Raw genomic sequence first — 26,903 nt, forward strand, 5'->3', positions numbered from 1 at the left:
AGCGCGGGGTGTGGTGCGCGAGAAGCCGGGCCATCAGGCGGTCAGGCTGCCTGCGCTAAGCGCGCACCCGCAAATATCGCGTACTCACGCGCGAGAGATAGACCAGCAGTCCCGCACCGGCAATCGCAAGGCTGGCCAGATTGGCGATCCAGAAACCGCGTGCGCCCGTGGCCCAGGCGGGTACGGTGCCGCTCACGTCGAAGCCCAGCGCATAACCGCCGCCAAGACCCACGCCCCACAAGGCGACGGCATAGATGAGGGTTGGTACGACCGCGACCTTGTAGGCGCGCAGCGCGAAGGCCGAGGTGATCTGCAAGGCGTCGAATACGTGATAGAGCGTGACGATGGCCACGAGCGGCATGGCGGCGACCGCGACGGCGGGGTCGGGCGTATAGCCGCCGATGATGAGCGGCCGCAGCACGTGCACGATCACGCCGTAGCAGCAGGCGATCGCCACGGCCGTCGCCACGCCGTGACGGGCGAGCGTGCGCGCCTCGTCGTGGCGGCCGCCGCCCAGCGCCTGGGCGACGAGCGTCGAGGTCGCCACGCCGATCGAAAGCGGCGTCATGTAGAGCACCGCGCCGACGTTGCCGGCGATCTGGTGGCCGGCGAGCGTCGTCGTGCCCAGACGCGCGATGAAGATCGCCATGAACGTGTACGAGGTGACCTCGATGAGGTACGAGAGCCCCATCGGAATGCCGAGCTTGAGCAGTTCGGCCTGGCGTTTCCACTCGGGCCAGCAGAAGTGCTTGAAGATTTCGAACGGCGCGAACACGTCCACGCGCGTGAGCGCGATGGCGGCGCATAGCGCGAGCGCCCAGTTGATCGACGTGCTCGCGAGCGAGCAGCCCGGCCCGCCCAGCGCGGGCACGCCCAGGCCGCCGAAAATGAGCCATGTGTTGAGCGGCACCTTGAGCACGAGCGCGCCGACCTGGAGAAACATGACGAGGCGCGGCCGTCCCACGGCGTTGGCGAGCGAACTGTAGATGCGAAAGGCGAGGGCGGCGGGCAAGCCGAACGACAGCAGCCGCAGATAGCCGACCGTGCGCTCGCGCAGCGCCTCGGGCGCGCGCGCGAGGTCGAGCAGCGGGCCGGGAAAGTAGAGGATCGCGAAGCCGGCCACCATCAGCACGAGTGCGAGCCAGAACGCCTGGCGCACTTCGAGGCCGATCTCGGTGTCCTTCTGTGCGCCGTAGAGCTGCGCCGCGACTGGCTGGAGCGCGCTGAGAATGCCGGTGAGGGCGATATAGACCGAAACGTAGATCGACGAGCCGAGGCCGAGCGCCGCGAGGTCGAGCGCCGAATAACGGCCGACCATCGCCGTGTCGATCACGCCGAACGCGATGATCGCGAGCTGGCCGACCAGCACCGGCCACGCGAGCGCCGCGATGCGCCGGACGTCGCCGACGAGGGTTGTCGTTGCCACGGCCTCAGTCGGGGCGCTTGAGCCAGACGTGCGGCTTCCTGAGCGGCGTCTTCGGACGGTCGATGCGCACGTAGAGGCGGAAGCGTTCGTCGCGGTCGGCAACGCGGCGGCCTTCCCACACGAGCTTCCATTCGAAGTTCGACATCGCGCTCGGCTCGCCGTAGTCCTGGGTGTCCTGGCGCAGGATCACGTCACAGTCCTCGTCGAACGCGAAGTGCATCTTGCCGAAGTAGGCGAAGGTGGCGATCTGCGCGTCGCCGAGACGCACGGGCGAGATGCATTGATAGTCGGCGGGCAGGTGCGCGGCGATCTGCTGCGCGACATCCTTGTAGGTCCGGCTGTAGTTCACGACCGGCAGCCAGAGCGTCATGAGCAGCACCCACATGAGCGTGGTGCCGCCGCTCGAGAGCACGACGCTGCGCCACAGCACCTTCGGATGGCGCGCGATGCGCCACTGCGCAAGCACGATCCAGCAAACGGTCACGGCCACCGCGCAGACGAACGAGAGAATCTTGAACTGCGGCACGAAGCCGGGCGCGAGGCGAGCGAGATTGCGCGCGAGCGGCGCGGGAAAGCCCGTCATGCCCGCGAGCCACACGAGCCACACGAAGGTGCCGAGGATCGTGAAGCTCAGCACGGCGAACCAGTCGATCGCATTGATCGCGCCGCGCTTGAGCGTGGGCAGCGCGAAGGTCGCGAGCACCGAAAGCGCGGGCAGCACGAGCATGAAGAGGCGGTTTGTTTCGTGGCTCTGCACGATCACGAGGATGAGCAGCGGCACGATCACCGAAAGCGGAATCGCGATGTGCGGTTTGCGGCGCAGTCCCGCCCAGCTCACGAAAGCCCAGATCGCCAGCGGCCACGCAGGCCACGTGAAGAGCGGCAGGTTCTTCGCGGCATAGCGCAGCACGCCGCCCGGGGGCCCTGCGAAGGCGTTGACGTTGGTGCGCGCCCACTGGTTGAGGAACCAGACGGCGTCGTCGGGGTAGAGGTGCAGCGCGAGGAGCGGCCACGAAAGCGCGACTACGAGCGCCACGGGCAGGCCCGCCACGAGAAGCCAGCGCGAGCGCGTCTCGGGCGCGATCGCGAGCATGGCGAGCGTGCCGATGAGGAGCGCGCCCACCAGCACCGGGCCGCTCGCGAGCATCACGATGCCGAGCGCGAGGCCCCACCAGAGCGCGCCCTGGACCGGCTTGTCGATGGCGCGCACGACGCCGTACAGGAGTATCGCGATGCCGACGAACTGCATGAGCTGCGGCGTGGTTTCGTGGCCGCGCTCGGCGAGGCCGAAGCACGCGAGCAGAATGAGCAGGGCGCCGTCGGCGAGCGTGCGGCCGTAGTCGCGCGGTTCAGGCTCGCCGCCGAACGCGTACTTGAACGGCTGCACCTCGGGGCGGCGGCCGAGCAGGTAGGCGCTGTACCAGACGAACGCACAGGCAAGGCAGAACAGCACACCGGTGGCGATGCGCGAGGCGTTGCTCGCGTCGACCCAGGGCGCGAACAGGCGGATGCACGCGGCGCCCAGCCAGTAGCCGAGCGGACCGTTCTCGGTCACGTACTTGCCGACGAGATTGGGCAGCAGCCAGTCGTGCGAGGTGCCGCCCGCCATCGTCCACATCACGCCGAAGCCCGCCGCATCCTCGTTCTTCCACGGGTCGCGGCCAAAGAGGCCAAACGACGCGAAGACGATACAGATGGTCAGCAGCAGCCAGCGCGGCAAGGCGCTGGTGGCGGAGGCGGTCAGTCGAATGGCTGGCTTCATGCAGTACGAGGGGAGACGGATAAGTCCTGCGGAGTGACGCCGCGGCGCAATCCGGCATTCTAGCCGGGCCGGCGCGCGCGCGTCACGGCGCCCGCCTCGGGCAAAGCGGCGCGGCTGCCGGAAAGCGGGTCGCAACGGGGTCGCGCGGACAACAAAAAAGGGCAGCGTACGCTGCCCTTCTCGTGTACTTCTGTACGGGACCGGCCAGAAGCCGGTGCGGCGAAGCGATTACTTCGCTGCCTTGCCCGAGGCGCGTGCGCCGAACTTCTTGTTGAACTTCTCGACACGGCCGGCCGTGTCCATGATCTTTTGCGTGCCCGTGTAGAACGGATGCGATTCCGACGACACTTCGATCTTGGCGAGCGGGTAGGTCTTGCCGTTGAACTCGGCGGTTTCGCGCGTCTGGATGGTCGAGCGGGTCACGAACTTGAAGTCGTTCGAAACGTCGATGAACAGGACTTCGCGGTAATTCGGGTGAATGCCTTCTTTCATGGTCTTTCCTTAAATCTGGCGGTAGCCAACCCACGTCTGTCTGCGGCACCATGCCGAAGAGCCGTTCGCGCGAGCCACTTGCCCAAGGTCGAAAAAACGCGATTATGCCAGAGAATCAGCCGGTTGGCGAATATTTACGGCCCCGCGCGCCGTGTTTTCAGGCGGGCTGTCCTTCCAGCGCCCCCACACGCGCGGGGTCCTGCCGGTAATAGCGCGCGAGCAGCCGGTAAAGCTCGGGATATTCGGCCTCGAACGCCTTCGGCTTGACGAACAGGGCCTCGCTGCACACGGCGAAGAACTCCGACGGGTGGTCGGTTGCATAGGGATCGATTAGCGAGTCGCGCTCGAAGCGCGCCCAGCGGCGCTCCGGCACGGCGTCCACCTTGTCGCAGAACTGGTCGTAGGCGTTGTCGAACACGTCGGCCCAGGTTTGCGCGTCGAGCGGTGCGTGCCATTTGCGAAAAAGGGGCGGATGGCCGTCCGCCTCGCCGTTGAGCATGTCGATCTTGTGCGCGAATTCGTGGATCACGACGTTGTACGCGTCGCTGCCATCGGTCATCTGCGCGTCTTCCCACGAGAGGATCACGGGGCCGCCTTCCCAGGCCTCGCCGCTCGCGTCGTGTTCCACCTCGTGCACCACGCCGTCTTCGTCCTCCACGGTCTTGCGGATCACGAATTCGCCGGGGTAGACGACCACGCCCACCCAGCCCTTGTAGAGGTCGAGCGAAAGATTGAGCACCGGCAACGAGGCCTGGGCGGCGATCGCCACGGTCATCGGGTCGGTCAATTCGAGGTCGTGGGCGGTCGAGAATTCCTTTTGCGCGATGAAAAGGCTCGTGAGTTCGCGCAGGCGCACGAGGTCGGCGGCGTCGAGGTGCGCGAGGAACGGCAGGCCAGCGAGCGTGGCCTGCCACAGCGCGTCGTCGATCGCGTAGGTGCGCAGCGCCTTGTCGCGGCGGCGCGCGTCGAACCAGTGGGAGAGTTTCGAAAGCATCGCGTCGGGGGCCTGCTGGTGCGTTTTCGGATGTCGTTCAGTCGATCTGCTTTTGCCACGCGGCGAAGATCCCGCCGCACAGCGCCACGCCGATCAGGAAATAGAACCCGTCGAGCGAGCTCAAAAAACTCGCCTGCTGCGCGACCATGCGGCTGACCTGCACGAGCGCGAGTCCGTGCGCTTCGGACGGCGAGCGTCCCATGGCCTCGAATGCGTGCGTCAACGTGGCGTACGTATTCTGAAAGACCGGATTGAACGGGTTCACGAATTCGGCGAGCCGCGTTTGATGCAGCGCGAGCCGGTGCTGCTCGACGATGATAACCGTGGCGGTGGCGAACGATATCGTCAACTGCCGGACGATGTTTTTCAAGCGGTAACCGTGCGTGAATTCCTCGATCGCGAAAATGCGGAACGTGAGATTGGCGACCGGCAGCACGATGAAAAGCAGCAGGAGCCCGCGCAGCAGCAGGGGCAGCAGGAGCCAGTCGCTACTCGCGTCCGGTGTCAGGCGCGTCATCCAGAACGAGATGAAGGCCGAAAGCGCGAAGCCGGGCACGATGATCCACTTCTTGTGCGTGATGAACTTCGCGTAGCGGAAGTAGAGAAAGAGCGCGCAGGCCGAGATGAGCGACGTCACGCCCGTGAGGCGGCCGGCGTTCTCGACGGGGTAGTTCAGCCCGCCCTCGAGCAGACGCGAGACCAGGTAGCTGAGCGCCGTGCTCAGGTAGTAATAGATCATGTAAAGCAGCAGGCCCACCTGGAACGGCTTCTCGCGCAACGCGTGCAGGCGCATGAGCGGCTTCGGATGATGCCATTGATGCCAGCCGAACCAGGCCAGCGAGACGAGCCCGGCGAGCGTGAGCAGGATGATTTCCGGCGAGGTGCTGAAGAGTTCGAAGCGCACCTGCTGCATGGCGATCTGGAGTGCGCCCTGCGCGCACGCGAAAATGATGTACGGCCAGAAGTGCGCGTCGCCGCGCTCCTCGGGCAGCACGTGGCCCGTATCGGGCAGCGCGAACAGGGCGAGGACGGCATAGAGCACGCCCGCGGGCGCGGAAAACGCGAACAGGGCGCGCCAGTCGAAATGCGCGAGAAGCAGGCCGCCCGCGAGCGGCGCGAGCGCGCTGGAAAGCACGATGAGAATCAGGAAGGCGCGCGTGGCGACGGGCCGTTGCTGCGGCGTGAAGCTGATCTGGATGAGGATGCGGCAGGTGCCCATCATCGGGCCGATGAAATAGCCCTGGAAGCCGCGCGCGAAGGCGAGTTCGATCGACGACTCGCATAGTGCGGCGGCAATCGCGCCCGCTGAGTAGAGCAGCAGGCAGCCGCCCACGTAGCGCCGGTAGCCCATGCGCTCCACCCACCACTGCTGTTGCAGGATGCCGAGCACGGCGCACACGGCGTAGGCGCTGGACGACCAGACGAGTTCATCCGGCGACGCGTTGATGCCGCCCGCGATATAGCTCGTGAAGAACGAGAAGATCGCGTTGTCGTAGTAGTCGAGGCCGGTCGCTACCGCCAGCACCCACGGGAACAAGTCTCCACGCAGGCGCACCGCGCTGAAGATCGGCTCGCGGGTCGGGGCGGTGTTCATGCGGCGTCGGTCCCGTCCTGCTCTTTGCCGGCGTGCGCCTCGGCCTCGAGCGCTTTCGGCGCTTTCGATGCCTTCGCCGTTTGGGTCGCCGCCTTGCGCTGCCGCGTGGCGGCGAGGCGTTGTTCGATCAGTTGATCGGACGGCTCGCCCGCGAGGCGGCGTTGCAGATAGTCGAGGTCGTCGGCAAGCTCGGCGCGCACCGTTTGTGCTTCCTTTAGCTCGCGGCGCACAGCCGCAATGCGCGTGTCGAGCGTCTCGATCTGCTGCGCGAGCGCGCCGGCGATCTGCTCGAGCGATTCCTGCGAGTAACGCCGGCGGCCTTCGCCAGCCTGTTCGAGCGGGCGCTTGAGCATTTCGGTGATGCCGTGCAGCGAAAAGCCAAGCGCGCGCAAGCGCAGGATGCGCGAAAACTGTTCGAGATCGTGCTCGTCGTAAAGCCGGTAACGGCCTTCGCTGCGCGTTGGGCTGACGAGCCCGCGCTCCTCGTAATACTTGAGCGTGCGGGGCGTGACATTGAGCCGCTCGGCGGCATCGCGCACAGTGAGCAGCGTGGGGGAATCCTTGGGCATCGTGAACTCTTTTTTCGCCGTTCAGGCGACAAAGACTTGCCGCGGATTATAGTTCAACGTGAACGTACACGTACAGGTTTGGGCGCGCAATAACCCGGTGCCGGAAAAGAAAAACGCCCGCAATCTGCGGGCGTCCTGTTTCACATCAAGCGGGCGAGGGCCTTAGCCGCCGCGGCGCATCATGTCGAAGAACTCGGAGTTGTTCTTCGTTTGACGGATCTTGTCGAGCAGGAATTCCATGGCCTCGACTTCGTCCATGTCGTGGATGAACTTGCGCAGCACCCAGATCTTCTGGAGGATGTCCGGCTTGATCAGCAGTTCTTCGCGACGCGTGCCCGACTTGTTCAGGTTGATCGACGGGTAGACGCGCTTTTCCGCGAGACGGCGCTCGAGGTGCACTTCCATGTTGCCGGTGCCCTTGAACTCTTCGTAGATCACGTCGTCCATGCGGCTGCCGGTTTCGATCAGCGCCGTACCGATGATGGTGAGCGAACCGCCTTCCTCGATGTTACGTGCCGCACCGAAGAAGCGCTTCGGGCGTTGCAGCGCGTTGGCATCCACACCGCCCGTGAGCACCTTGCCCGATGCGGGCACAACGGTGTTGTAGGCGCGCGCGAGACGCGTGATCGAGTCGAGCAGAATCACGACGTCGTGCTTCATTTCGACGAGGCGCTTGGCCTTCTCGATCACCATTTCGGCGACTTGCACGTGACGCGCAGCCGGTTCGTCGAAGGTCGAGGCGATCACTTCGCCCGCCACCGAACGCTGCATTTCGGTCACTTCTTCAGGACGCTCGTCGATCAGCAGCACGAACAGCACCACGTCGGGGTGGTTCTGCTTGATTGCGTGCGCGATGTGCTGAAGCATCACGGTCTTGCCGGACTTGGGCGAAGCGACCAGCAGGCCGCGCTGACCCTTGCCGATAGGCGCGATCATGTCGATGATGCGGCCCGTCACGTTCTCCTCACCGCGCATTTCGCGCTCGAGCAGCAGCACCTTGTTCGGGTGCAGCGGCGTGAGGTTCTCGAACATGATCTTGTGCTTCGAGGCTTCCGGCGGCTGGCCGTTGACCTTGTCCACCTTCACGAGCGCGAAGTAGCGTTCGCCGTCCTTCGGCGTGCGCACTTCACCTTCGATCGTGTCGCCGGTGTGCAGGTTGAAGCGGCGGATCTGCGACGGGCTGATATAGATATCGTCCGTGCTGGCGAGATACGAGGTTTCCGGCGAGCGCAGGAAGCCGAAGCCGTCGGGGAGCACTTCGAGCGTGCCGTCACCGAAGATCGTTTCGCCCGTCTTGGCGCGCTTTTTGAGAATCGCGAACATGAGTTCCTGCTTACGCAGGCGGTTCGCATTTTCGATCTCGAGGCCATTGGCCATCTCGATCAATTCAGACACGTGCAGAGACTTGAGCTCGGAAAGATGCATACGGAGAACCCGTCGGGGAGGAGTGCGACGAAAAGAAGTCTGGGGGAAAAGAAGTGAGCGGAACCGCTCAAGGACGAAACTTAGCTTGGAACTTTTATAGGGCGCCGGGTAGACGCTTTATGAATTCTAGCATAGCACACGCCAGAAACCGTCAGTGCAGACCGACAGCAAGTTTTGGCGTGTTTTTATCGTGCGTGTTGTCGTGCGACAACACGCACCTTTGCGTGCTCCGCCTGGCGCGAGGCAAGGGGGGCGGCAGAGTCAGGCGTTACAGGTGGCTGTCCAGGAACGCGGTGAGCTGCGACTTCGAGAGTGCGCCGACCTTTTGCGCCGCGACGGCGCCGTTCTTGAAGAGGATCAGCGTGGGGATGCCGCGCACGCCGAACTTCACCGGGGTCGACTGGTGCTCGTCGACATTGATCTTCGCGACCTGAAGACGATCGCCGTAATCCTTCGCGACTTCATCGAGAATCGGCGCGATCATCTTGCACGGGCCGCACCACTCGGCCCAGAAGTCCAGCAGCACGGGCTTGTCGGATTTCACGACGTCCTGTTCGAACGATGCGTCGCTGATATGCTTGATTTGTTCGCTCATTGTATGAATACCTCTTTCGATTCGAGGCTGACTAAATTGCTCGCCACGATACACCAAAACTGAAAATTGATCCGGGGCCGCCGAAGCGACCAGACCGAACCCGCATGACACGCCTGCATGACTCGCTATACAGGTGCAAACCGCGCGGCTCAGCCAAATGCCGACGCCAGTGTAGCCTAAATCCCTATGCGCTGCCGACGGTGATAGTACTCATGCCGCAAGCAGGGTTTCCGTCTTGCAGGCCACATTCGGCGGGGCATTCGGACTGCGGCGCGACAGGTTTGACGTGAGCGTTGCGCGTGACAGCGTGTGTTCCTGATCGCTATCTGGTGGCGAGGCCGGCCGTTGCAAGAGGGCGCACTTTCGGGTTTTTGTGCGGCGCGCATCGGGTGTGCCACGGGCGTTTCAGACGGTCCGACGCGTTTTTTCGCACCGCAGCAGTCGCAATGCGGCGCGACCGATGTTAGAATGCACCGTGACGGGCCTCCTCGCATGGAGGGGCGGTCAACCTGGTCAGGTCGGGAACGAAGCAGCCACAGCCGTTTTCCGCCAGTGCCGAGGGTCGGGCTCGTCACCTTTCGCTTTTTTCTTCCGGTATCTCCCCCATCTGCAACGTTGACGCCGCGCAATTCAGTGCGCGAGCGGTTCTTCGTTCGTCGCTGCGTTTGCGGTATTTGTCGCGTCTTCAGCGCGGCTGTTTTTGCCGCTCGCACATTGCCCGCCATCGCCCGCAAGCCCTGTTCCGCGGCGGCCGCGCGGCGCGCATTCGCCGCCTTTCGATTCATCTGGACGCGCGGGCGTTGCTGATACAATTTCCGGATGACCTATCAAGTTCTCGCACGCAAGTGGCGACCGAAGGATTTCGCTTCGCTCGTCGGACAGGAGCACGTGGTGCGCGCGCTCACGCATGCACTCGACGGCGGCCGCCTGCACCACGCGTACCTCTTCACGGGCACGCGCGGCGTGGGTAAGACGACGCTCTCGCGTATCTTCGCCAAGGCGCTCAACTGCGAAACCGGCGTGACGTCCAAGCCGTGCGGCGTGTGTCGCGCGTGCCGGGAAATCGACGAAGGGCGCTTCGTCGATTATGTCGAGATGGATGCGGCGAGCAACCGGGGCGTGGACGAAATGGCCGCGCTGCTGGAACGCGCGGTCTACGCGCCGGTCGACGCGCGCTTCAAGGTCTACATGATCGACGAAGTGCACATGCTCACAAACCACGCCTTCAACGCGATGCTGAAGACGCTGGAGGAGCCGCCGCCGCACGTGAAGTTCATTCTTGCGACGACCGATCCGCAAAAGATTCCGGTTACGGTGCTTTCGCGCTGTCTCCAGTTCAATTTGAAGCAGATGCCGGCGGGCAACATCGTCGAGCACCTCACGTACATTCTCGGCGAGGAAAAGGTCGAGTTCGAGCAGCAGGCGCTGCGCCTGCTCGCGCGCGCCGCTGACGGCTCGATGCGCGACGCGCTTTCGCTCACCGACCAGGCCATCGCCTATTCGGCCAACCAGGTGACCGAGGAAGCGGTGCGCGGCATGCTCGGCGCGCTTGACCAGAGCTATCTGATCCGCCTGATCGACGCGCTCGTGGCGGGAGACGGCGCGAACGTGCTCGCCATCGCCGACGAAATGGCGCTGCGCAGCCTGTCGTTCTCCACCGCCTTGCAGGATCTCGCGAGCCTGTTCCACCGTATCGGCTGGGCGCAGTTCGCGCCCTTGTCGGTGCTCGACGAGTGGCCGGAAGCCGACGATATCCGCCGTTTTGCCGAGGCGCTGAGCCCGGAGCAGGTTCAACTGTTCTATCAGATCGCCACGCTCGGCCGCAACGAACTGGGCCTCGCGCCCGACGAGTATGCGGGCTTCACGATGACGCTGCTTCGCATGCTGGCGTTCGAGCCGTCCGTGAACGCGGGCAACGTGGGCAGCGCCCCGGCTTCGAAACCCGCTGCGGCGGTCGCGGGCGCGCGGGCGGCCGCGCCGGCGGTGGCGTCGGCGCGCAGCGCCGCGCCGGCAGGGCAGCAGGCGGCTGTGCAAAAGGCGGAAGCGGTGCAATCGCCTCAGACACCACAGGCACCTGCGCGTGTGGCCCCGGTGCAGCCCGAGGTACAGCCTGAGATACATCCGGAACCGGTCAAAACGAGCGTCGTTGCGGCAGCAACGAGCGAACCGGCAACGCCGGTGGCGGCCGCGCCGGTCACGGGAACCGCCGCCGAAGCGCGCGTCGTGCCGCCTTGGGAAGACGAAGGCGAACCCGCGCGGGATGCGAGCGCGGCGCAACCCGAAGCCGCTCCCGCTGTAGCGACTCAAGCGCCGCAAGCGGCAGTTCAGACGCCTGAGCCCGCCGCCGAAGTCGAGCCGCAAGCCGTACAGCCGACGCCCGCCGCCGCGCCGCAGTCCGAGGCCCGCGAAGAGCCCGCCGCGCCGTTGTCCGCGCGTGGTGGCGCGGGTGCGGCGCTCGACGTGCTGCGCAGCAAGGGCATGCGCGTGTCGGCGAACCGAGGCGCCGGCGTCGCAGCCGACGCGGTAGCCCCGGCGCCCGCGCCGAAAGCCGCGCCGCGTGCGCAAGTGAAAGTGCCGACGCCCGACCCGGCCCGCCGTGCCGCCGCCGCGCAGGACGCGCAGGCGCGCCAGCCGGCGCGCAATGCGAACGCGCGGCAGGACGCCGCGGGCGCGCCGCCATGGGACGACATTCCGCCGGACGACTATGTGCCGCTCGGCGCCGACGACGCGTACTTCGCGCCGCCCGACGACGGCTTCGTACCCGCGTACGACAACGAACCATCAGCGCCGCGCGCCGGCGCTGCGGCGCCCACGCCGTCGCCGGCCGTGGTCGACGTGAGCAAGCTGCCGCCGGGCATCCCGCTCGACGCCATCGGCTTCGCGGGCGACTGGCCCGCGCTCGCCGCGACGCTCTCGCTCAAGGGCATCTCGTACCAGCTCGCCTTCAACAGCGAACTGACGGCACTCGATGGCACGCTGCTCAAACTGAGCGTGCCGGTGCCGCAGTATGCGGAGGTCTCGCAGGTCGCGAAGCTCAAGACGGCGCTCGCCGAGCGGCTTGGCAAGACCGTTGAGGTGAGCGTGGAAGTCGGTCCGGCGCGCCGCACCGCAGCCGCGCTCGACGCCGCCGATCGCGCCCAGCGTCAACGGGACGCCGAGCGTGAGATCGGCGCCGATCCTTTCGTGCAACAACTGATTCGCGACTTCGGCGCGAGCATCGTGCCGGGCTCGATCCGGCCGCTCGCGCCGGAAGCCGCATCGGGCGGCGCTCAGGCCGCCCATTGATTTGCGCCGCGCGGCGTGCCGAGCGCCGCGTGCATCGAGCGCAGTGATTCGAATGACCATGATCCAGAAGGAGCAGTGACTATGTTGAAAGGCCAACTCGCAGGGCTCATGAAGCAAGCCCAGCAGATGCAGGAAAACATGAAGAAGATGCAGGAGCAGCTTGCCCAGATCGAAGTCGAGGGTCAGGCGGGCGCCGGTCTCGTCAAGGTCACGATGACCTGCCGCAACGACGTGCGCCGCGTGTCGATCGATCCGAGCCTGCTCACGGACGACAAGGATATGCTCGAAGACCTCGTGGCCGCGGCGTTCAACGACGCGGTGCGCAAGGCCGAAGCCACGTCGCAGGAAAAGATGGGCGGCATGACCGCCGGTCTGCCGATTCCGCCTGGCTTCAAGCTGCCGTTCTAAGCGCCGGCACGGGCGACGGGTCTGCTTGTGGTTGCGGCAGGCCTGCCGCCCGTGCGGCTGCGCGCGCCCGGCCGGCACCGGTCCGGCCGCGCGGGCGCAGGCGTGGGCTTGTGTCCGCTTGCCTCGGTTCGCCGGAAGCACGGTCCGCTTCAAACCTCGTTGCGCGCCTCGCGCTGAATCCGCATGAAACAACCTTCCGCTCTCGCTGCGCTCGTCGAGGCGCTGCGCGTGTTGCCCGGCGTCGGGCCGAAGTCGGCGCAACGCATGGCTTATCACCTGATGCAGCACGACCGCGACGGCGCCGAAAAGCTCGGCAGCGCGCTCCTGTTCGCGACCGAGAACCTCAAGCATTGCGAGAAGTGCAATACCTTCACCGAAGCTCAGGTGTGCGAAACCTGTCTCGACGACGAGCGTGATCCGACGCTCTTGTGCGTCGTCGAAACGCCGGCCGACCAGATCATGCTCGAACAGACCATGACGTACCGCGGGCTGTATTTCGTGCTGATGGGGCATCTGAGTCCGCTCGACGGCATCGGTCCGAAAGAGATCCATTTCGACCGGCTCGTGAAGCGCGCGTCGGATGGCGTCGTCAAGGAAGTGGTGCTCGCAACCAATTTCACGAACGAAGGCGAGGCGACGGCCCACTATCTCGGCCAGACGCTCAAGGCGCGCGGACTCGCGGTGACGCGCCTCGCGCGCGGCGTGCCGGTGGGCGGCGAACTCGAATATGTGGACGCGGGCACCATCGCCCGCGCCATGCTCGACCGGCGCTCGATGTAGCGTCGTGCAACGCCTCGATAGCGGCGCTCGCCATACGGCGCTGCAAGCCGAACAGAACGAAAGGAGACACCATGAGCGCAGCAGCCGCTTCCTTTGAATCCCAGCCTCAGGCCACCGGCGCGAAAGGCGCGGGGCCGCTCGCGGGCGTGAAAGTCCTCGAACTCGGCACGCTGATCGCGGGCCCGTTCGCGGCGCGCTTTCTCGGCGAGTTCGGCGCCGAGGTCATCAAGATCGAAGACCCCAAGGGGGGCGATCCGCTGCGCAAATGGCGCAAGCTCTACCCCGAAGCGGGCGGCACGTCGCTCTGGTGGGCCGTGCAGGCGCGCAACAAGAAGTCGGTCACGGTGAATCTCAAGGCCGAAGAGGGCAAGGAGATCGTGCGGCGGCTGGCGAAGGAAGCCGATATCGTCATCGAGAACTTCCGGCCAGGTCTGCTCGAAAAGCTCGGGCTCGGTTACGACGTGCTCTCGAAGGAGAATCCCGGCCTCGTGATGGTGCGCCTTTCGGGCTACGGCCAGACCGGCCCGTATCGCGATCGTCCGGGCTTCGGCGCGATCGCCGAATCGATGGGCGGCCTGCGCCACATCACCGGCTATCCCGACCTGCCGCCGCCGCGCATCGGCATTTCGATCGGCGACTCGATCGCGGCGCTGCACGGCGTGATCGGCGCGATGATGGCGCTCCATCATCGCAACATGAACGGCGGCAGCGGCCAGATCGTCGATGTGGCGCTCTACGAGGCCGTGTTCAACATGATGGAAAGCGTGGTGCCCGAGTACGGCGTGTACGGCATGGTGCGCGAGCGCACCGGCGCGTCGCTGCCGGGCATCGTGCCGTCGAACACGTATCCGTGCCGCGACGGCAGCATCGTGATCGGCGGCAACAGCGATCCCATTTTCAAGCGCCTCATGACGGCCATCGACCGCGCCGATCTCGCCAACGATCCCGCACTCGCTCACAACGACGGCCGCGTGCCGCGCACGGCGGAGATCGACGGCGCGATCGCGGCGTGGCTCTCCACGCGCACCATCGACGAAGCGCTCGACGTGCTCAACGCCGCCGATGTGCCCGTGGGCCGCATCTACAGCGTAGCCGACATGTTCGCCGATCCGCAGTTCGCCGCGCGCCAGATGATCCAGCAATTCCGCTGGCAGGCCCCGGGCGCGCAGGAAGGCGAGGGCGTGGACGTGGCGCTGCCCGCGGTCACGCCCAAGCTCTCGGCTACGCCCGGCGACACGCGCTGGCTCGGCCCGGCATTGGGTGAACATACCGATGAAGTCTTGCAGTCGCTGGGTTATGATGCAGACCACATCGCACGGTTGCGCGAACAACAAATCGTCTGAGACCACTCACGTCCAGGTAGTTTGATGCAACACGGCCGCGAGCCAGGCACGCGCGGCGGCCGTTACGCCAACCCTCCGCGTGCGCCAGGCTTGCACAAAAAACACAACAAGCACTGGAGACTCGCTCATGCAACGCAGAAGCTTTCTCGCCGGTACGGCCGCGCTCGCGGCCGCCTCGCTCGGCGCCTCGCCGCTCGCCTTCGCCCAGCAAAACAAGCTCGAAACGAAGAAGGTTGCGATTGCGGTCGGCGGCAAGAACCTCTTTTACTACCTGCCGCTCACGATCGCCGAGCGGCGCGGCTTCTTCAAGGACGAAGGCCTCGAGGTCGAGATTTCCGACTTCGCGGGCGGCTCGCAGGCGCTCAAAGCGGCGGTGGGCGGCAGCGCCGATGTCGTGTCCGGCGCGTTCGAACACACCATCCTGCTGCAAGCGCAGCACCAGATGTTCCGCGAGTTCGTGCTGCAAGGCCGCGCGCCGCAGATCGTGCTGGCCGTCTCGAAGAAGTCGATGCCCAACTTCAAGGGCGTCGCTGACCTGAAGGGCAAGAAGATCGGCGTGACCGCGCCGGGCTCGTCCACTTCGATCATGGCGAGCTTCGTGCTCGCCAAGGCGGGGCTCAAGCCCACCGATGTCGCGTTCATCGGCGTGGGCGCGGGGGCGGGTGCGATCGCCGCGTTGCAGTCGGGCCAGATCGACGCGCTCGCGAACCTCGACCCGGTGATGACCAAGCTCGACCGCGCGGGCGACATTCGCGTGGTGGCGGATACGCGCACGCTCGCCGACACGCATTCGGTGTTCGGCGGCGACATGCCGGCGGGCTGCCTCTATGCGTCGGAAAGCTTCATCACGAAGAATCCGAACACCACGCAGGCGCTCACCACGGCGATGGTGCGCGCGCTCAAGTGGCTCCAGGGCGCAACGGGCTCGCAACTCATCGACACCGTACCCGAGAGCTATCTGCTCGGCGACCGCGCGCTCTATCTCGCGGCATGGGACCACGTGAAGGAGGCGCTGTCGCCGGACGGCCTGATGCCCGCCGGCGGCCCCGCCACGGCGCTCAAGACCTTGCAGTTCGACCCGAACATCAAGGGCAAGCCCATCGATCTCTCGAAGACGTGGACCAACGACTTCGTGAAGAAGTCGCTCGCGACCGTCAAGAGCTGATTCCCGCGGCGGGCGAACCACGCTTCGCCCGCCGCCGCGATCCTGTTTCCCGCTGCTGCCTGCTTCCGCCTCACGACGATGACCGTACCCGCTCTCGCGCTCGACAACATCACCTGCACCTTCGCTTCACGCGAGGACCGTTCGCAACGCTACACCGCCGTCGCGAACGCGACGCTGCATATCGCGCCTGGCGAATTCGTTTCGGTCGTCGGCCCGACGGGGTGCGGCAAGTCCACGCTGCTCAACGTGGGCGCCGGGCTGCTCGCGCCGTCTTCGGGCTCCGTGAGCGTGTTCGGCGAGCGTTTGGACGGGCTGAACCGCCGCGCGGGCTACATGTTCCAGGCCGACGCGCTGATGCCGTGGCGCAGCGCGCTCGACAACGTGATGGCGGGTCTCACGTTTCGCGGCGTCGCGGCCGGCGAGGCGCGCGCGCGGGCCGAGGAGTGGCTCAAGCGCGTAGGCCTCGGCGGCTTTGGCGACCGCTATCCGCACCAGCTTTCGGGCGGCATGAGAAAGCGCGTGGCGATGGCGCAGACGCTCATTCTCGACCCCGACATCATCCTGATGGACGAGCCGTTTTCGGCGCTCGACATCCAGACGCGCCAGCTCATGGAGAACGAGTTGCTCGACCTGTGGGCCGCGAAGCGCAAGGCGGTGCTGTTCATCACGCACGATCTGGACGAGGCGATCGCGATGTCGGATCGCGTGGTCGTGCTGTCGGCGGGGCCGGGCACGCACCCGATCGGCGAATTCACCATCGATCTGCCGCGCCCGCGCGACGTGGCGGAGGTGCGCTCGCAGCCGCGCTTCGTGGAGCTGCACGCGCAGATCTGGGGCGTGCTGCGCGACGAGGTGCTCAAGGGCTATCAGCAGCAGCTTGCCGCGGGGTAAATGAGCATGGCGCAATCCAGAGATATAAACCGTAAAGAGACCGGCATCATGTGGAAACGGCTGCGCCCGAACCGGGACAACCTCATCGTGTGGCAGTGGCTGCTGCTCGTCGCGTGCTTCGCGCTGTGGTACGTGTTCACGAGTCCGACGCTACTGCCGCCGTTCTATTTCGACGACGCGAACAAGGCCGCATTCTTCTTCGGCGAGCCGCAAAAGGTGCTCTTGCGCATCTGGGAGTGGTTCACGACCGGGGAGATCTGGCTGCACCTGTGGGTGACGCTCGTCGAAACGGTGCTCGCCTTCGTGATCGGCACCGTGAGCGGCCTGGGCGTCGGCTTGTGGCTCGCGCTCGCGCCCACGTCCAGCGCGCTTTTCGACCCCTACATCAAGGCCGCGAACTCGATGCCGCGCGTGATTCTCGCGCCGATCTTCGGCGTGTGGTTCGGCCTCGGCATCTGGTCGAAGGTCGCGCTCGGCGTCACGCTCGTGTTCTTCATCGTGTTCTTCAACGTCTATCAAGGCGTGAAGGAAGTGAGTCCCGTGGTGCTCGCGAACGCGCGCATGCTCGGCGCGAACCGCAAGCAACTGCTGCGTCACGTTTATCTGCCGAGCGCGACGAGCTGGGTGTTTTCGAGCCTGCATACGTCGGTTGGGCTCGCGTTCGTCGGCTCGGTGGTGGGCGAGTATCTCGGCTCGGCGAGCGGCGTGGGCTATCTGATCCTGCAAGCCGAAGGCACCTTCGACATCAACACGGTGTTCGCGGGCATTCTCGTGCTGACCGCGTTCGCGCTGATTCTCGACGCGCTGGTGGGGCTTGCCGAGCGGCGCCTCATGAAGTGGCAGCCGAAGACGGGCGACACCGAAAGGCTTTGAGCGTGAGGTGAGGGCATGAAGCCAGGGCGCACCGCGCGCCTCATCATGCAAAACGGCCCGCACATCATCGCGAGCCGTTTTTGTTTTGCCGCCTGCTTTGTCTGAAACGATCAGGGCTCGATCACGATCTTGCCCGTCACTTTGCGCGAAGCCATGTCCTTGAGCGCCTGCGCCGTGTCGGCGAGCGTGTAGCGCTTCGAGACATAGGGCTTGAGCTTGCCTTCGCCGATCCAGCCCACCATCTGCGCGAACGCGGCCGCATTGTGCTGCGGTTCGCGGCGCGCGAAATCGCCCCAGAACACGCCGACGATGCTTGCACCCTTGAGCAGCGCGAGATTGAACGGCAGCTTCGGAATCTCGCCGTTCGCGAAACCCACCACGAGATAGCGCCCGCGCCAGCCGATGCTGCGGAACGCCGGTTCCGCATACGCGCCGCCCACCGGGTCGTAGATCACATCGGGACCTTTGCCGTCGGTGAGCGCCTTGATGCGCTCGCGCAAGTCCTCGGTGCTGTAGTTGATCGTGGCGTCCGCACCGAAGCGGCGGCACACTTCGAGCTTTTCTTCGCTCGACGCGGCGGCGATCACGCGCGCGCCGAGCACCTTGCCGATCTCCACCGCCGCGAGTCCCACGCCGCCCGCCGCGCCGAGCACGAGCATCGTCTCGCCCGCGCGCAGCGCCGCGCGATCCACCACGGCGTGATGCGAGGTGCCGTAGGCGAGCGTGAACGCGGCGGCCGTCGCGAAGTCGGCGCCCTCGGGCAGCGGCACGCAGGCCGATGCGTCGGCAATCGCCTGCCCGGCGAACGCGCCGGTGCCCACATAGGCCACCACGCGCGTGCCGGGCGCGAGCTTCACGCCTTCGCCCACGGCGCGCACCACGCCAGCGAGTTCGGCGCCGGGCGTGAAAGGCAGCGGCGGCTTCATCTGATACTTGTTCTCGATGATGAGCACGTCGGGAAAGTTGACGGCCGCGGCTTTCACGTCGATGACCACCTGGCCCGCACCCGGCACGAGGTCGGGCAGGTCTTCGAGCGTGAGCGAGTCGGGCGGGCCGTACTGGTTGCAGCGGATTGCGCGCATCGTGTCTCCTGTCTGTGTTTCGTTTGCGTCGATTCGGTGTGTCGATTCTTTTGCTTCGGTGATGGAGTCGCTCCAGCGGGACAGTGTACGGCAATCCGCATGCATGCGAACGATCGTGCGATTTATTTCATGCCGCACATGAGCGCATGGCGTGCGCGAATGCTTCACGCTTCGGCGCATGAACGGGGCACAGGAAGCGGCACTGCAAAGCCAGCGGGCCAACGCCGCGCAGCGCGTTCCGGCTGTCGTTCGCCTGCCTTCTTTCCTCGGTTACAATCGCTCGATGCGAATACTACTCAGCAACGACGACGGTTATCTCGCCCCCGGCCTCGCTGCGCTCCATGAGGCGCTCAAGCCGCTCGGCGAAGTCACGGTGATGGCGCCCGAGCAGAATTGCAGCGCCGCATCGAACTCGCTCACGCTGTGGCGCCCGCTGTCGGTGCTGCGCTCGGCCACGACCGGCTTCTACTACGTGAACGGCACGCCCACCGACTCGGTGCACATCGCGCTCACGGGCATGCTCGACCAGAAGCCCGACCTCGTGGTCTCCGGCATCAACAACGGCCAGAACATGGGCGAGGACACGCTGTACTCGGGCACGGTGGCCGCGGCGACCGAAGGCATCATGTTCGGCGTGCCCGCCATTGCGTTTTCGCTCGTCGACAAGGACTGGGTCCACCTCGATTCCGCCGCGCGCGTCGCGGCCGAGATCGTGGCGCACTACCTCGCGAACCCGCTGCCGGGTCATCCGCTGCTCAACGTTAACATCCCGAATTTGCCGTATGACGAGCTCGGTGAGTGGCGCGTCACGCGTCTCGGCAAGCGTCATCCCTCGCAGCCCGTGATCCGCCAGACCAACCCGCGCGGCGAGCCGATCTACTGGATCGGGCCGTCGGGCAGCGCGCTCGACGCAAGCGAAGGCACGGACTTTCACGCGGTATCGAACGGCCACGTGTCGATCACGCCGCTGCAACTCGACCTCACGCACACGCAGATGTTGCCCGCGACGCACGACTGGGCGCGCAAGGGCGGCAGTGCTTCATGACGGGCGAGCGCACGAAGCGTTTTCCGCTTGGGCTTGCTGATCTGGTGCGCGAGCCGCGCCGGCGCGACACGCGTCCCGGCGACGCGCGCACGCCGCTCGCGGGCGTGGGCAGTGGCGGCGCCGCGAAGGCCGCTGTCGGCCAGGCGGTGAAGCCCGTTGTGAAGTCCACGGCACCCGCGCCGTTCAAGGCTTCGCCCGTGAAGCCTGTCAATGCAACAAAGCCGACTAACGTGAAGCCGATGGCAGCGAAGCCAGCGGCCGTTACGCCGGTCGGCGCGAAAAAATCCACACCCGCCGCCGTGAGCGCCACGCCGTCGCGAGCCGCGACTACGGGCAGCGCGGGCGCGCCCGCCGTTGCGCTCAACGGCGCGCATGCGCTGACTTCGGAACGCGTACGCGAACGCATGGTCGAACGCCTGCGTGCAAACGGCATTGCCGATGCGCGCGTGCTTCAGGCGCTCGCGGTCGTGCCGCGCCACATGTTCGTCGATCCCGGGCTTGCTACCCAGGCGTACGAAGATGCGGCGTTGCCGATCGGTCATCACCAGACCATCTCGAAGCCTTCCGTGGTCGCGCGCATGCTCGAACTGGCAGGCGCGGGCCGCGTGCTGGAGCGCGTGCTGGAAATCGGCACCGGCTGTGGCTATCAGGCCGCGGTGCTGAGCCAGATTGCGCGCGACGTGTATTCCATTGAACGCATCAAGCCGTTATACGAGCGCGCGAAGACGAATCTTCGTCCGCTGCGTATTCCGAATATCCGCTTGCACTACGGTGACGGACGGCTCGGTTTGCCGTCGGCGGCGCCGTTTGACGCGATCGTGATCGCCGCCGCGGGCTTCGACGTGCCGCAGGCGCTGCTTGAGCAACTCGCCATTGGCGGGCGGCTCGTGGCGCCGGTGGCCGTGTCAGGCACGCAAGGGGCGGCAGGCGCCGGCGAAGCCATGCAGGTTCTCACGCTCGTCGAGCGTACGGGACCGGCGCAGTGGCGGGAGTCGCGCCTGGATCGCGTTTTCTTTGTCCCCTTAAAATCTGGAGTGATCTGAATCCGATGAGTATGTTGCGCGCGATCCAAAGAAACCGCCTGCATGTCGACCTGACCGTGGCCACCCGTGGCGCCTCGGTCATCGCGCTTTGTCTTCTGACCGCATGTGCCACGCGACTCGATCAGGCACCCGTCGTGGACCGCACCGCGCCGCTCGGCACGGCGGCGCAGCCACCGGTGCCGCTCGGGCCGCCGCCTCCGGGATATTACCGGGTGAAGCCGGGCGATACTCTCTATAGGATTGCGCTCGAAAACGGACAGAATTATCGCGACATCGCGACGTGGAACAATCTCACCAATCCGAACCAGATTGAAGTGGATCAGTTGTTGCGCGTGGTGCCGCCGGGTGCGAACGCAAGCGCCAGCACGCCGGGCGTCGTGACCGCGCCGGTGCCGGGCGTGGGCGTGGCACCGGGCGCGCCGGCTGCACCGGCAGCGGGTTCGGCGGCGCAGCCGCCGCTCTACGGTTCGGCAGCGAATGCAGCGCAGCCGCAGCAGCCGCCGGCAAGCGCCGGCGACATGGCCGCGGCGCCGGGAAGTCTTGCGCTTGCATGGCCGGTGCGTGGTCCGGTGCTCAACGGCTTCGACGATTCGAAGAACAAGGGCATCAATATCGGCGGCGCGGCGGGCGATCCTGTCAAGGCGGCCGGTGATGGACGCGTGGTTTATGCCGGAAATGGGCTGCGCGGTTACGGCAATCTCATTATCATCAAGCATGACGCGACGTTTTTGACCGCGTACGCACACAACCGGACTTTGATGGTAAAAGAAGGGGATGCGGTCACCAAAGGTCAGAAGATCGCCGAAATGGGCAATACCGACTCGGACCGGGTGATGCTGCATTTCGAAGTACGCCGTCAGGGTAAGCCCGTCGACCCACTGAAGTACTTGCCGCCGCAATAAAAGCGAGCCGACCATGCCGAAATCGAAGCGCCGTCTGCAGCAATCCGAGTCTGACAGCCAAGCCGCCCAGGTTTCGGTGGAGGACGGCGCGCAGTCGGGCGACGACGACGCGTCGCCCGAACTCGACGGCGGCCGCGATTTCGAGGAGCGCGAGGAGCGTGAAGAGCGCGAGTCCGCCACCGAGGAGGGCGGCTCGGGCGAAGGCGCCGAGGCCCCGGCGCCCGACGCCGACGACTTCCGTGCCATGCTCCAGGCCGAACTCACGGCCGACACCATCCAGCATTATCTGAACCGGATCAGCGTGAAGCCGCTGCTCACCGTCGAGGAGGAGCAGCGCTACTCGCGGCTTGCCAAGGCCGGCGAGTTCGAGGCGCGTCAGGTCATGATCGAGCGCAATCTGCGCCTCGTCGTGAGCATTGCCAAGGGATACCTCAATCGCGGCGTGCCGCTGCTCGACCTGATCGAGGAGGGCAACCTCGGCCTCATGCACGCAATCGAGAAATTCGATCCCACGCGCGGCTTCCGTTTTTCGACCTATGCGACCTGGTGGATACGCCAGAGCATCGAGCGCGCCATCATGAACCAGGCGCGCACCGTGCGCCTGCCGGTGCACGTGATCCGCGAGCTCAACCAGGTGCTGCGCGCGAAGCGCCATCTGGAAAAGAACTCGCTCAACACCGATTCGGCTTCCGAGCGGCGCGACGCGAGCATCGACGACATCGCCTATCTCACCGGCAAGACCAGCGAGGAAGTCACCGACATTCTCGCGCTCAACGAGCACACGGCGTCGCTCGACGCGCCGCTCGACCTCGACCCCGCGAGCAGCCTGCTCGACCTGCTGTCCGACGACCAGAGCCAGTCGCCGGACGCCGAAGTGCAGCACCGCGAGCTGGAAACGCTTACGCGCGCGTGGCTCGGCCGGCTATCCGACAAGCATCGCCATGTGATCGAGCGGCGCTTCGGGCTGAACCATATCGAGCCCGCCACGCTCGAAGAACTGGCCGACGAAATGGGCCTCACCCGCGAGCGCGTGCGGCAGATCCAGCAGGAAGCGCTGGTGCGCCTCAAGCGCTTTTTCGCTTCGAACGGCGTGCGCAAGGACGCCGTTCTATAACATCTCGCAGTCCACCTGAATGACAGTACCCGTACTCGTATTCGACATCGAGACAATTCCCGATGTCGACGGCATTCGCCGTCTCGACGATCTGCCCGCCTCGCTCACCGACACCGAAGTGGCTGAGCACGCCTTCGCCGCGCGCCGCGAGAAGACCGGCAGCGATTTCCTGCCGCATCACCTGCAACGCATCGCCGCGATCTCTTGCGTGTTCCGCGACGGGCAGGGCTTTCGCGTGCGCTCGCTCGGCACGCCCGAAGACGGCGAAGCGCGCCTGATCGATTCGTTCTACCGCACGATCGAAAAGTATTCGCCGCAACTCGTTTCCTGGAACGGCGGCGGCTTCGACCTGCCGGTGCTGAATTACCGGGCGCTCGTGCACGGTATTCGCGCGGTGCGCTACTGGGAAATGGGCGAAGAGGATCGCGACTTCAAGTGGAACAACTACATCAGCCGCTATCACACGCGTCACACGGACCTCATGGACGTGCTCGCGATGTACCAGCCGCGCGCGAACGCGCCGCTCGACGCGCTTGCGAAGCTTTGCGGCTTTCCGGGCAAGCTTGGCATGGACGGCGGCCAGGTGTGGACAGCGTTTCAGGAAGGGAAAATCGAAGAGATTCGCAACTACTGCGAAACCGACGTGGTCAACACCTATCTGCTTTATTGCCGGTTCCAGATGATGCGCGGCGGGTTCAGTGAGCGCGAATACGCGGACGAAATCGAGTTCGTGAAGCAGTCGCTCGGCGCGGAAACCGCACCGCATTGGGGCGAGTATCTGAAGGCGTTCGCGGCCTGATCGTGCGGTTGTGCACTCGTGCGCGGGTGCAATAGCGCGAGTGCGTGATTGCGCACGAACGTCCGGTCTGTGATCCTTAGCGCAGTTCGAGCACGATCGGTTGATGATCCGACGCCTCGGTCGCGCCGTCTATCTCACAGCGCTGCAAGCGTGAGCGCAAATCCTCGGTGACGAACACGAAGTCGCACGTGAGCGGCCCGTCCGACCATTGCGCCGTGTCGTACACGCCCGCCGTGTACGGCGGCGTTGCGCCGGGGTGCAGCGCCGTCCACGCGTCGATGAACGCCGGGCTGCCGCCAAGCGGCTCCAGCATGCGCATATATGCCTCGCTGCCCCAGGCGCTGTTGAAGTCGCCGCAGACGATGGTGCTCACGGGCCGCCCGCTTGGCGCGAACGGGCCGACGTCGTTTTCCGCCGGGGCGGGGTGCGCCGCATGGTCAGCGGCTTCCTCCTGGGCTCGCCGCAACGCGTCCACCTGCGCGAGCCGCTGGCGCAGCGAATAGAACTCCAGATGCGTCACCAGCACGCGCAGCGCGCCGCCCGGCGCGTCGAGCACGGCTTCGAGCGCGACACGCTGCATCGACGGCGAGCCCGGATCGGCCGGCCAAGGCAGCGCATGACGAAAGACCTGCGCGACGCTCAGGCGTGTCGCGAGCGCATTGCCGAACTGACGCCGCGGCGCGTGCTGCGCGTTGCCGGGTGCGGGCAAGTCGGCGCCAATCGCTCCAATCACCGTATAGCCCGGCAGCAGCGCTTCGAGTTCGGCGAACTGGTCGTCGCCGGGACCGCCGGGCAACGCGTGAAACCCGCGCGTGATCTCCTGAAGGCACAACACGTCGAAGTCGGCGAGGCGCTGTGCCTCGCGCACCGTGCGCGCCAGATCGACGACGCCTGAGGCGTCGCGTCCCCACTGCACATTCCAGCTCACCAGTTTCATTCGTCCGCTCCTTGCATGACGCGGCGGCGTTCGTCGCGCGTCTACCCTAGCCTGGATTTTTGCCGTGTGTTGTTTTACAAATTTATTGCAACGATTGATGATGAGGATCGGGGTTTGCCCTTGTAAACACTGATTTGACGATGCTCCTCATGGTTTGGTGGCTCTAGATAGCTTGACAATCTCATTGTTGTATTACAAAAATGCCGTGCTTCACGATGTTGCCATACAGGTTCGCTACGAGCCTGACTTTCCAGCAATAAGAAGCTGGATACGAGCGGAACAACAACTTCAAACATGGAGACAGCGTCAAATGGCAAAGCAGATCACGCAGGGCAACTCCAAGGCGGAGGGCGGGCCGGCCTCACCCGGGCGCCGCACATTCATGGCGTTCGCGGGCGCGTCGGCCGGCGCGACGATGCTCGCCGCGTTGCCCGGCTGCGGTGGCGGTAGCGGCAGCAGCGGCGCTTCCGCGAGCACCGGCACCGGCGGCGCGGTTGCGAACGACCCGATCTGGGGCACTTCGGGCGCGGCTACGCGCATCATCTCGTCGCTTTCGAGCCTCACCCAGTCGATGTTTCGCGCGGCCGATTTCAACGCGGCGAGTTTCGGCGCGAAGGCGCTCACGACCCAGGTGCAGGCGAGCGTCAACCCGTACACCCAGCCGTTCAGCCCCGGCGCGGACCAGATGGTGAACGGCTCGCTCACGGGCACGGCCTACGACTCCTGTTCGGCGTTCAACCTCGCCATCGAGACGGCGAACCTCGCGGGCGGCGGCCGCGTGGTCGTGCCGGCCGGCAACTGGTATTGCGGCGGTCCGATCGTGCTGCTCTCGAATGTGAACTTCCATCTGAGCGCGGGCTGCACGATCTACTTCAGCCCGAACCCGGCCGATTACGCAAAGAGCGGCCCGGTCGATTGCGGCGCGAACGGCAAGCTCTACTACACGCGCTGGCAGGGCAACGACTGCCTGAACTTCGGCTCGCCCGTATACGCCTACAAGCAAACCAATATTGCCATCACGGGCGAGGGCGAGACCTCGATCCTCAACGGCCAGGCCATGACGCCGTTCAGCGGCAGCGGCAGCGCCTCCACCTGCTGGTGGACCTACAAAGGCTCGAACGGGCAATACGGCTGCGTGAACTCGAGTACGCCTTCGCAGGCCTACGCCAATCCGAACAACGCGGCGCTCACGAGCACCAACGCAACCTTGCTCGCGCTCATCACGGGCTCGACGAAAGCGCCCTGGAATCAGGATCAGAACTATCTGCCCGCGTTGTCGCAACTCGGCGTGCCGGTGGCGCAGCGCATTTTCGGCGTCGGCCATTACCTGCGGCCTTGCATGGTGGAATTCGTCGGCTGCACCAACGTGCTGATGGAGAGCTACCACACGCAGAACACGCCGTTCTGGCAGAACCATCCGACCGATTGCGCCAATGTCGTGATCCGCGGCGTGTTCGCGGACAGTATCGGGCCGAACAACGACGGCTTCGACCCGGAAGCCTGCACGAACGTGCTGTGCGACAGCGTGACCTTCAACACGGGCGACGACTGTATCGCGATCAAATCGGGCAAGGCGCTCGACACCGAATTCGGCCCCGCGCAGGACCACGTGATCCAGAACTGCACGATGAACAGCGGTCATGGCGGCATCACGCTCGGCAGCGAGATGAGCGCGGGCGTGCAGCGCATCTACGCGCGCCAGCTCAACATGCTCAACCAGAACTGGCAGACCAACCCGCTCAACATCGCCATCCGCATCAAGACGAACATGAGCCGCGGGGGCTTCGTGAAGGACGTCTATATCGATTCGGTCGATCTGCCCAACGGCGTGAATCTCACGGGCAGCGGCTACGGCACCAGCAACATGCTGACGGGCAGTCCGATCAACGCTTCGGTGCCGCTTGGCGTGACGTCGGCGGCGGGCTCGAACCCGTCGGCGTCGCAGGGCGGCCTGATCACCTTCGACTGCGACTACTCGCCGGCCGGCGACGCCGTGCGCATCAGCCCGCCTGTTGTCCAGAACGTGAACATTTCCAACGTGAACGCGAGTAACGTGACGCTCAACGGCAATACGGCGTCGTGCTTTCAGGCCATCGTCGCGCAGGGGCCGGTTGCTTCGGACTACAACGGAGCCTCTCCGGCGCCGACAGTTTCGCCGATCACGGGGGTGACCATCTCGAACTGCAACCTCGGCACGCCGGTGTGCACCGGCACGGCTTCGGCCACCACGCCGGGGCCGATCTACGTGAACAACGTCAATGCGATCGCGCTGAGCAACGTGGTGATCGCCGGGACGACCTACAACACGTCGCTCACAGGCTGAAGCGTCGCACGGACCTTCGCGGTGAGGGCCCTGTGAGGCAGGCGGCGGGTAGCGTT

23 protein-coding genes and 1 other RNA gene are annotated in these 26,903 nt (G+C 65.5%); 14 read left to right on the top strand and 10 right to left on the bottom strand.

Going from position 1 to position 26,903, the window contains the following annotated elements:
• Positions 1-55 precede the first annotated feature (55 nt).
• From C7401_RS36855 to trxA, 8 genes are all read right to left on the bottom strand, one after another.
• Entirely contained in the window at positions 56-1,426 is a 1,371-nt protein-coding gene (locus C7401_RS36855; RefSeq protein WP_112176969.1) for an MATE family efflux transporter, read from the bottom strand.
• Positions 1,427-1,430: 4 nt separating this feature from the next.
• Positions 1,431-3,188, bottom strand: a complete 1,758-nt coding sequence (locus tag C7401_RS36860) for an ArnT family glycosyltransferase (RefSeq protein WP_112176970.1) — start codon at positions 3,186-3,188, stop codon at positions 1,431-1,433.
• A gap of 228 nt (positions 3,189-3,416) precedes the next feature.
• The gene (locus tag C7401_RS36865) at positions 3,417-3,680 is read right to left on the bottom strand and encodes a type B 50S ribosomal protein L31 (RefSeq protein ID WP_112176971.1); all 264 of its coding nucleotides are present in this window, start codon (positions 3,678-3,680) and stop codon (positions 3,417-3,419) included.
• Positions 3,681-3,837: 157 nt separating this feature from the next.
• Positions 3,838-4,674, bottom strand: a complete 837-nt coding sequence (locus C7401_RS36870) for a M90 family metallopeptidase (RefSeq protein WP_112176972.1) — start codon at positions 4,672-4,674, stop codon at positions 3,838-3,840.
• Between the two features lie 37 nt (positions 4,675-4,711).
• Entirely contained in the window at positions 4,712-6,268 is a 1,557-nt protein-coding gene (locus C7401_RS36875) for an MFS transporter (protein ID WP_112176973.1), read from the bottom strand.
• On the bottom strand, positions 6,265-6,837 hold the full coding sequence (locus tag C7401_RS36880) for a MerR family transcriptional regulator (protein WP_112176974.1): 573 nt from the start codon (positions 6,835-6,837) through the stop codon (positions 6,265-6,267). Before C7401_RS36880 ends, C7401_RS36875 begins: the two co-directional genes overlap by 4 nt.
• A 162-nt stretch (positions 6,838-6,999) precedes the next feature.
• On the bottom strand, positions 7,000-8,262 hold the full coding sequence (rho, locus tag C7401_RS36885) for a transcription termination factor Rho (RefSeq protein WP_027818379.1): 1,263 nt from the start codon (positions 8,260-8,262) through the stop codon (positions 7,000-7,002).
• 268 nt (positions 8,263-8,530) lie between these two features.
• On the bottom strand, positions 8,531-8,857 hold the full coding sequence (gene trxA, locus C7401_RS36890) for a thioredoxin TrxA (RefSeq protein ID WP_027818380.1): 327 nt from the start codon (positions 8,855-8,857) through the stop codon (positions 8,531-8,533).
• A gap of 477 nt (positions 8,858-9,334) precedes the next feature.
• Here trxA and ffs point away from each other — a divergent pair.
• From ffs to C7401_RS36930, 8 genes are all read left to right on the top strand, one after another.
• An RNA gene (gene ffs / locus C7401_RS36895) (signal recognition particle sRNA small type) lies at positions 9,335-9,433 on the top strand.
• A gap of 243 nt (positions 9,434-9,676) precedes the next feature.
• Complete coding sequence (locus tag C7401_RS36900; RefSeq protein ID WP_112176975.1) at positions 9,677-12,142, top strand: DNA polymerase III subunit gamma/tau; 2,466 nt, start codon at positions 9,677-9,679, stop codon at positions 12,140-12,142.
• Between the two features lie 81 nt (positions 12,143-12,223).
• The gene (locus C7401_RS36905) at positions 12,224-12,550 is read left to right on the top strand and encodes a YbaB/EbfC family nucleoid-associated protein (protein ID WP_112176976.1); all 327 of its coding nucleotides are present in this window, start codon (positions 12,224-12,226) and stop codon (positions 12,548-12,550) included.
• 183 nt (positions 12,551-12,733) lie between these two features.
• On the top strand, positions 12,734-13,330 hold the full coding sequence (recR, locus tag C7401_RS36910; RefSeq protein ID WP_112176977.1) for a recombination mediator RecR: 597 nt from the start codon (positions 12,734-12,736) through the stop codon (positions 13,328-13,330).
• Between the two features lie 71 nt (positions 13,331-13,401).
• A complete protein-coding gene (locus C7401_RS36915; RefSeq protein ID WP_112176978.1) occupies positions 13,402-14,673 on the top strand; it encodes a CaiB/BaiF CoA transferase family protein in 1,272 nt (423 codons plus the stop codon).
• Between the two features lie 127 nt (positions 14,674-14,800).
• Positions 14,801-15,838 (top strand): ABC transporter substrate-binding protein, encoded by a 1,038-nt coding sequence (locus C7401_RS36920; RefSeq protein WP_112176979.1) that lies wholly within the window; start codon positions 14,801-14,803, stop codon positions 15,836-15,838.
• A gap of 78 nt (positions 15,839-15,916) precedes the next feature.
• Entirely contained in the window at positions 15,917-16,729 is an 813-nt protein-coding gene (locus C7401_RS36925; RefSeq protein WP_112176980.1) for an ABC transporter ATP-binding protein, read from the top strand.
• A 48-nt stretch (positions 16,730-16,777) separates the two neighbouring features.
• Positions 16,778-17,602, top strand: coding sequence for an ABC transporter permease (locus tag C7401_RS36930; RefSeq protein ID WP_112176981.1), 825 nt, complete (start codon positions 16,778-16,780; stop codon positions 17,600-17,602).
• 110 nt (positions 17,603-17,712) lie between these two features.
• Here the strand turns inward: C7401_RS36930 and C7401_RS36935 are convergent, their stop codons facing one another.
• On the bottom strand, positions 17,713-18,684 hold the full coding sequence (locus C7401_RS36935; RefSeq protein ID WP_112176982.1) for an NADPH:quinone oxidoreductase family protein: 972 nt from the start codon (positions 18,682-18,684) through the stop codon (positions 17,713-17,715).
• A 283-nt stretch (positions 18,685-18,967) separates the two neighbouring features.
• Here C7401_RS36935 and surE point away from each other — a divergent pair, with 283 nt between their 5' ends.
• From surE to C7401_RS36960, 5 genes are read left to right on the top strand one after another with little or no spacing between them, the layout of a single operon-like run.
• Positions 18,968-19,729 carry a 5'/3'-nucleotidase SurE gene (surE, locus tag C7401_RS36940; RefSeq protein ID WP_112176999.1) on the top strand — a complete coding sequence of 254 codons (762 nt, stop codon included), beginning with the start codon at positions 18,968-18,970 and terminating at the stop codon, positions 19,727-19,729.
• On the top strand, positions 19,726-20,772 hold the full coding sequence (locus tag C7401_RS36945; protein ID WP_112176983.1) for a protein-L-isoaspartate(D-aspartate) O-methyltransferase: 1,047 nt from the start codon (positions 19,726-19,728) through the stop codon (positions 20,770-20,772). The genes surE and C7401_RS36945 overlap by 4 nt, the downstream gene beginning before the upstream one ends.
• 5 nt (positions 20,773-20,777) lie before the next feature.
• Positions 20,778-21,674, top strand: coding sequence for a peptidoglycan DD-metalloendopeptidase family protein (locus tag C7401_RS36950; RefSeq protein ID WP_112176984.1), 897 nt, complete (start codon positions 20,778-20,780; stop codon positions 21,672-21,674).
• A 13-nt stretch (positions 21,675-21,687) separates the two neighbouring features.
• Positions 21,688-22,788 (top strand): RNA polymerase sigma factor RpoS, encoded by a 1,101-nt coding sequence (gene rpoS, locus C7401_RS36955; protein ID WP_112176985.1) that lies wholly within the window; start codon positions 21,688-21,690, stop codon positions 22,786-22,788.
• Between the two features lie 19 nt (positions 22,789-22,807).
• Positions 22,808-23,587, top strand: a complete 780-nt coding sequence (locus tag C7401_RS36960) for a 3'-5' exonuclease (RefSeq protein WP_112176986.1) — start codon at positions 22,808-22,810, stop codon at positions 23,585-23,587.
• Between the two features lie 76 nt (positions 23,588-23,663).
• Here the strand turns inward: C7401_RS36960 and C7401_RS36965 are convergent, their stop codons facing one another.
• Positions 23,664-24,524, bottom strand: a complete 861-nt coding sequence (locus C7401_RS36965) for an endonuclease/exonuclease/phosphatase family protein (protein ID WP_112176987.1) — start codon at positions 24,522-24,524, stop codon at positions 23,664-23,666.
• Positions 24,525-24,834: 310 nt separating this feature from the next.
• Between C7401_RS36965 and C7401_RS36970 the strand changes: the two genes are divergently transcribed.
• A complete protein-coding gene (locus C7401_RS36970) occupies positions 24,835-26,847 on the top strand; it encodes a glycoside hydrolase family 28 protein (protein WP_258397371.1) in 2,013 nt (670 codons plus the stop codon).
• Positions 26,848-26,903 lie beyond the last annotated feature (56 nt).

The sequence above is a fragment of the Paraburkholderia unamae genome, from assembly GCF_003268775.1.
Lineage (GTDB): Bacteria > Pseudomonadota > Gammaproteobacteria > Burkholderiales > Burkholderiaceae > Paraburkholderia > Paraburkholderia unamae.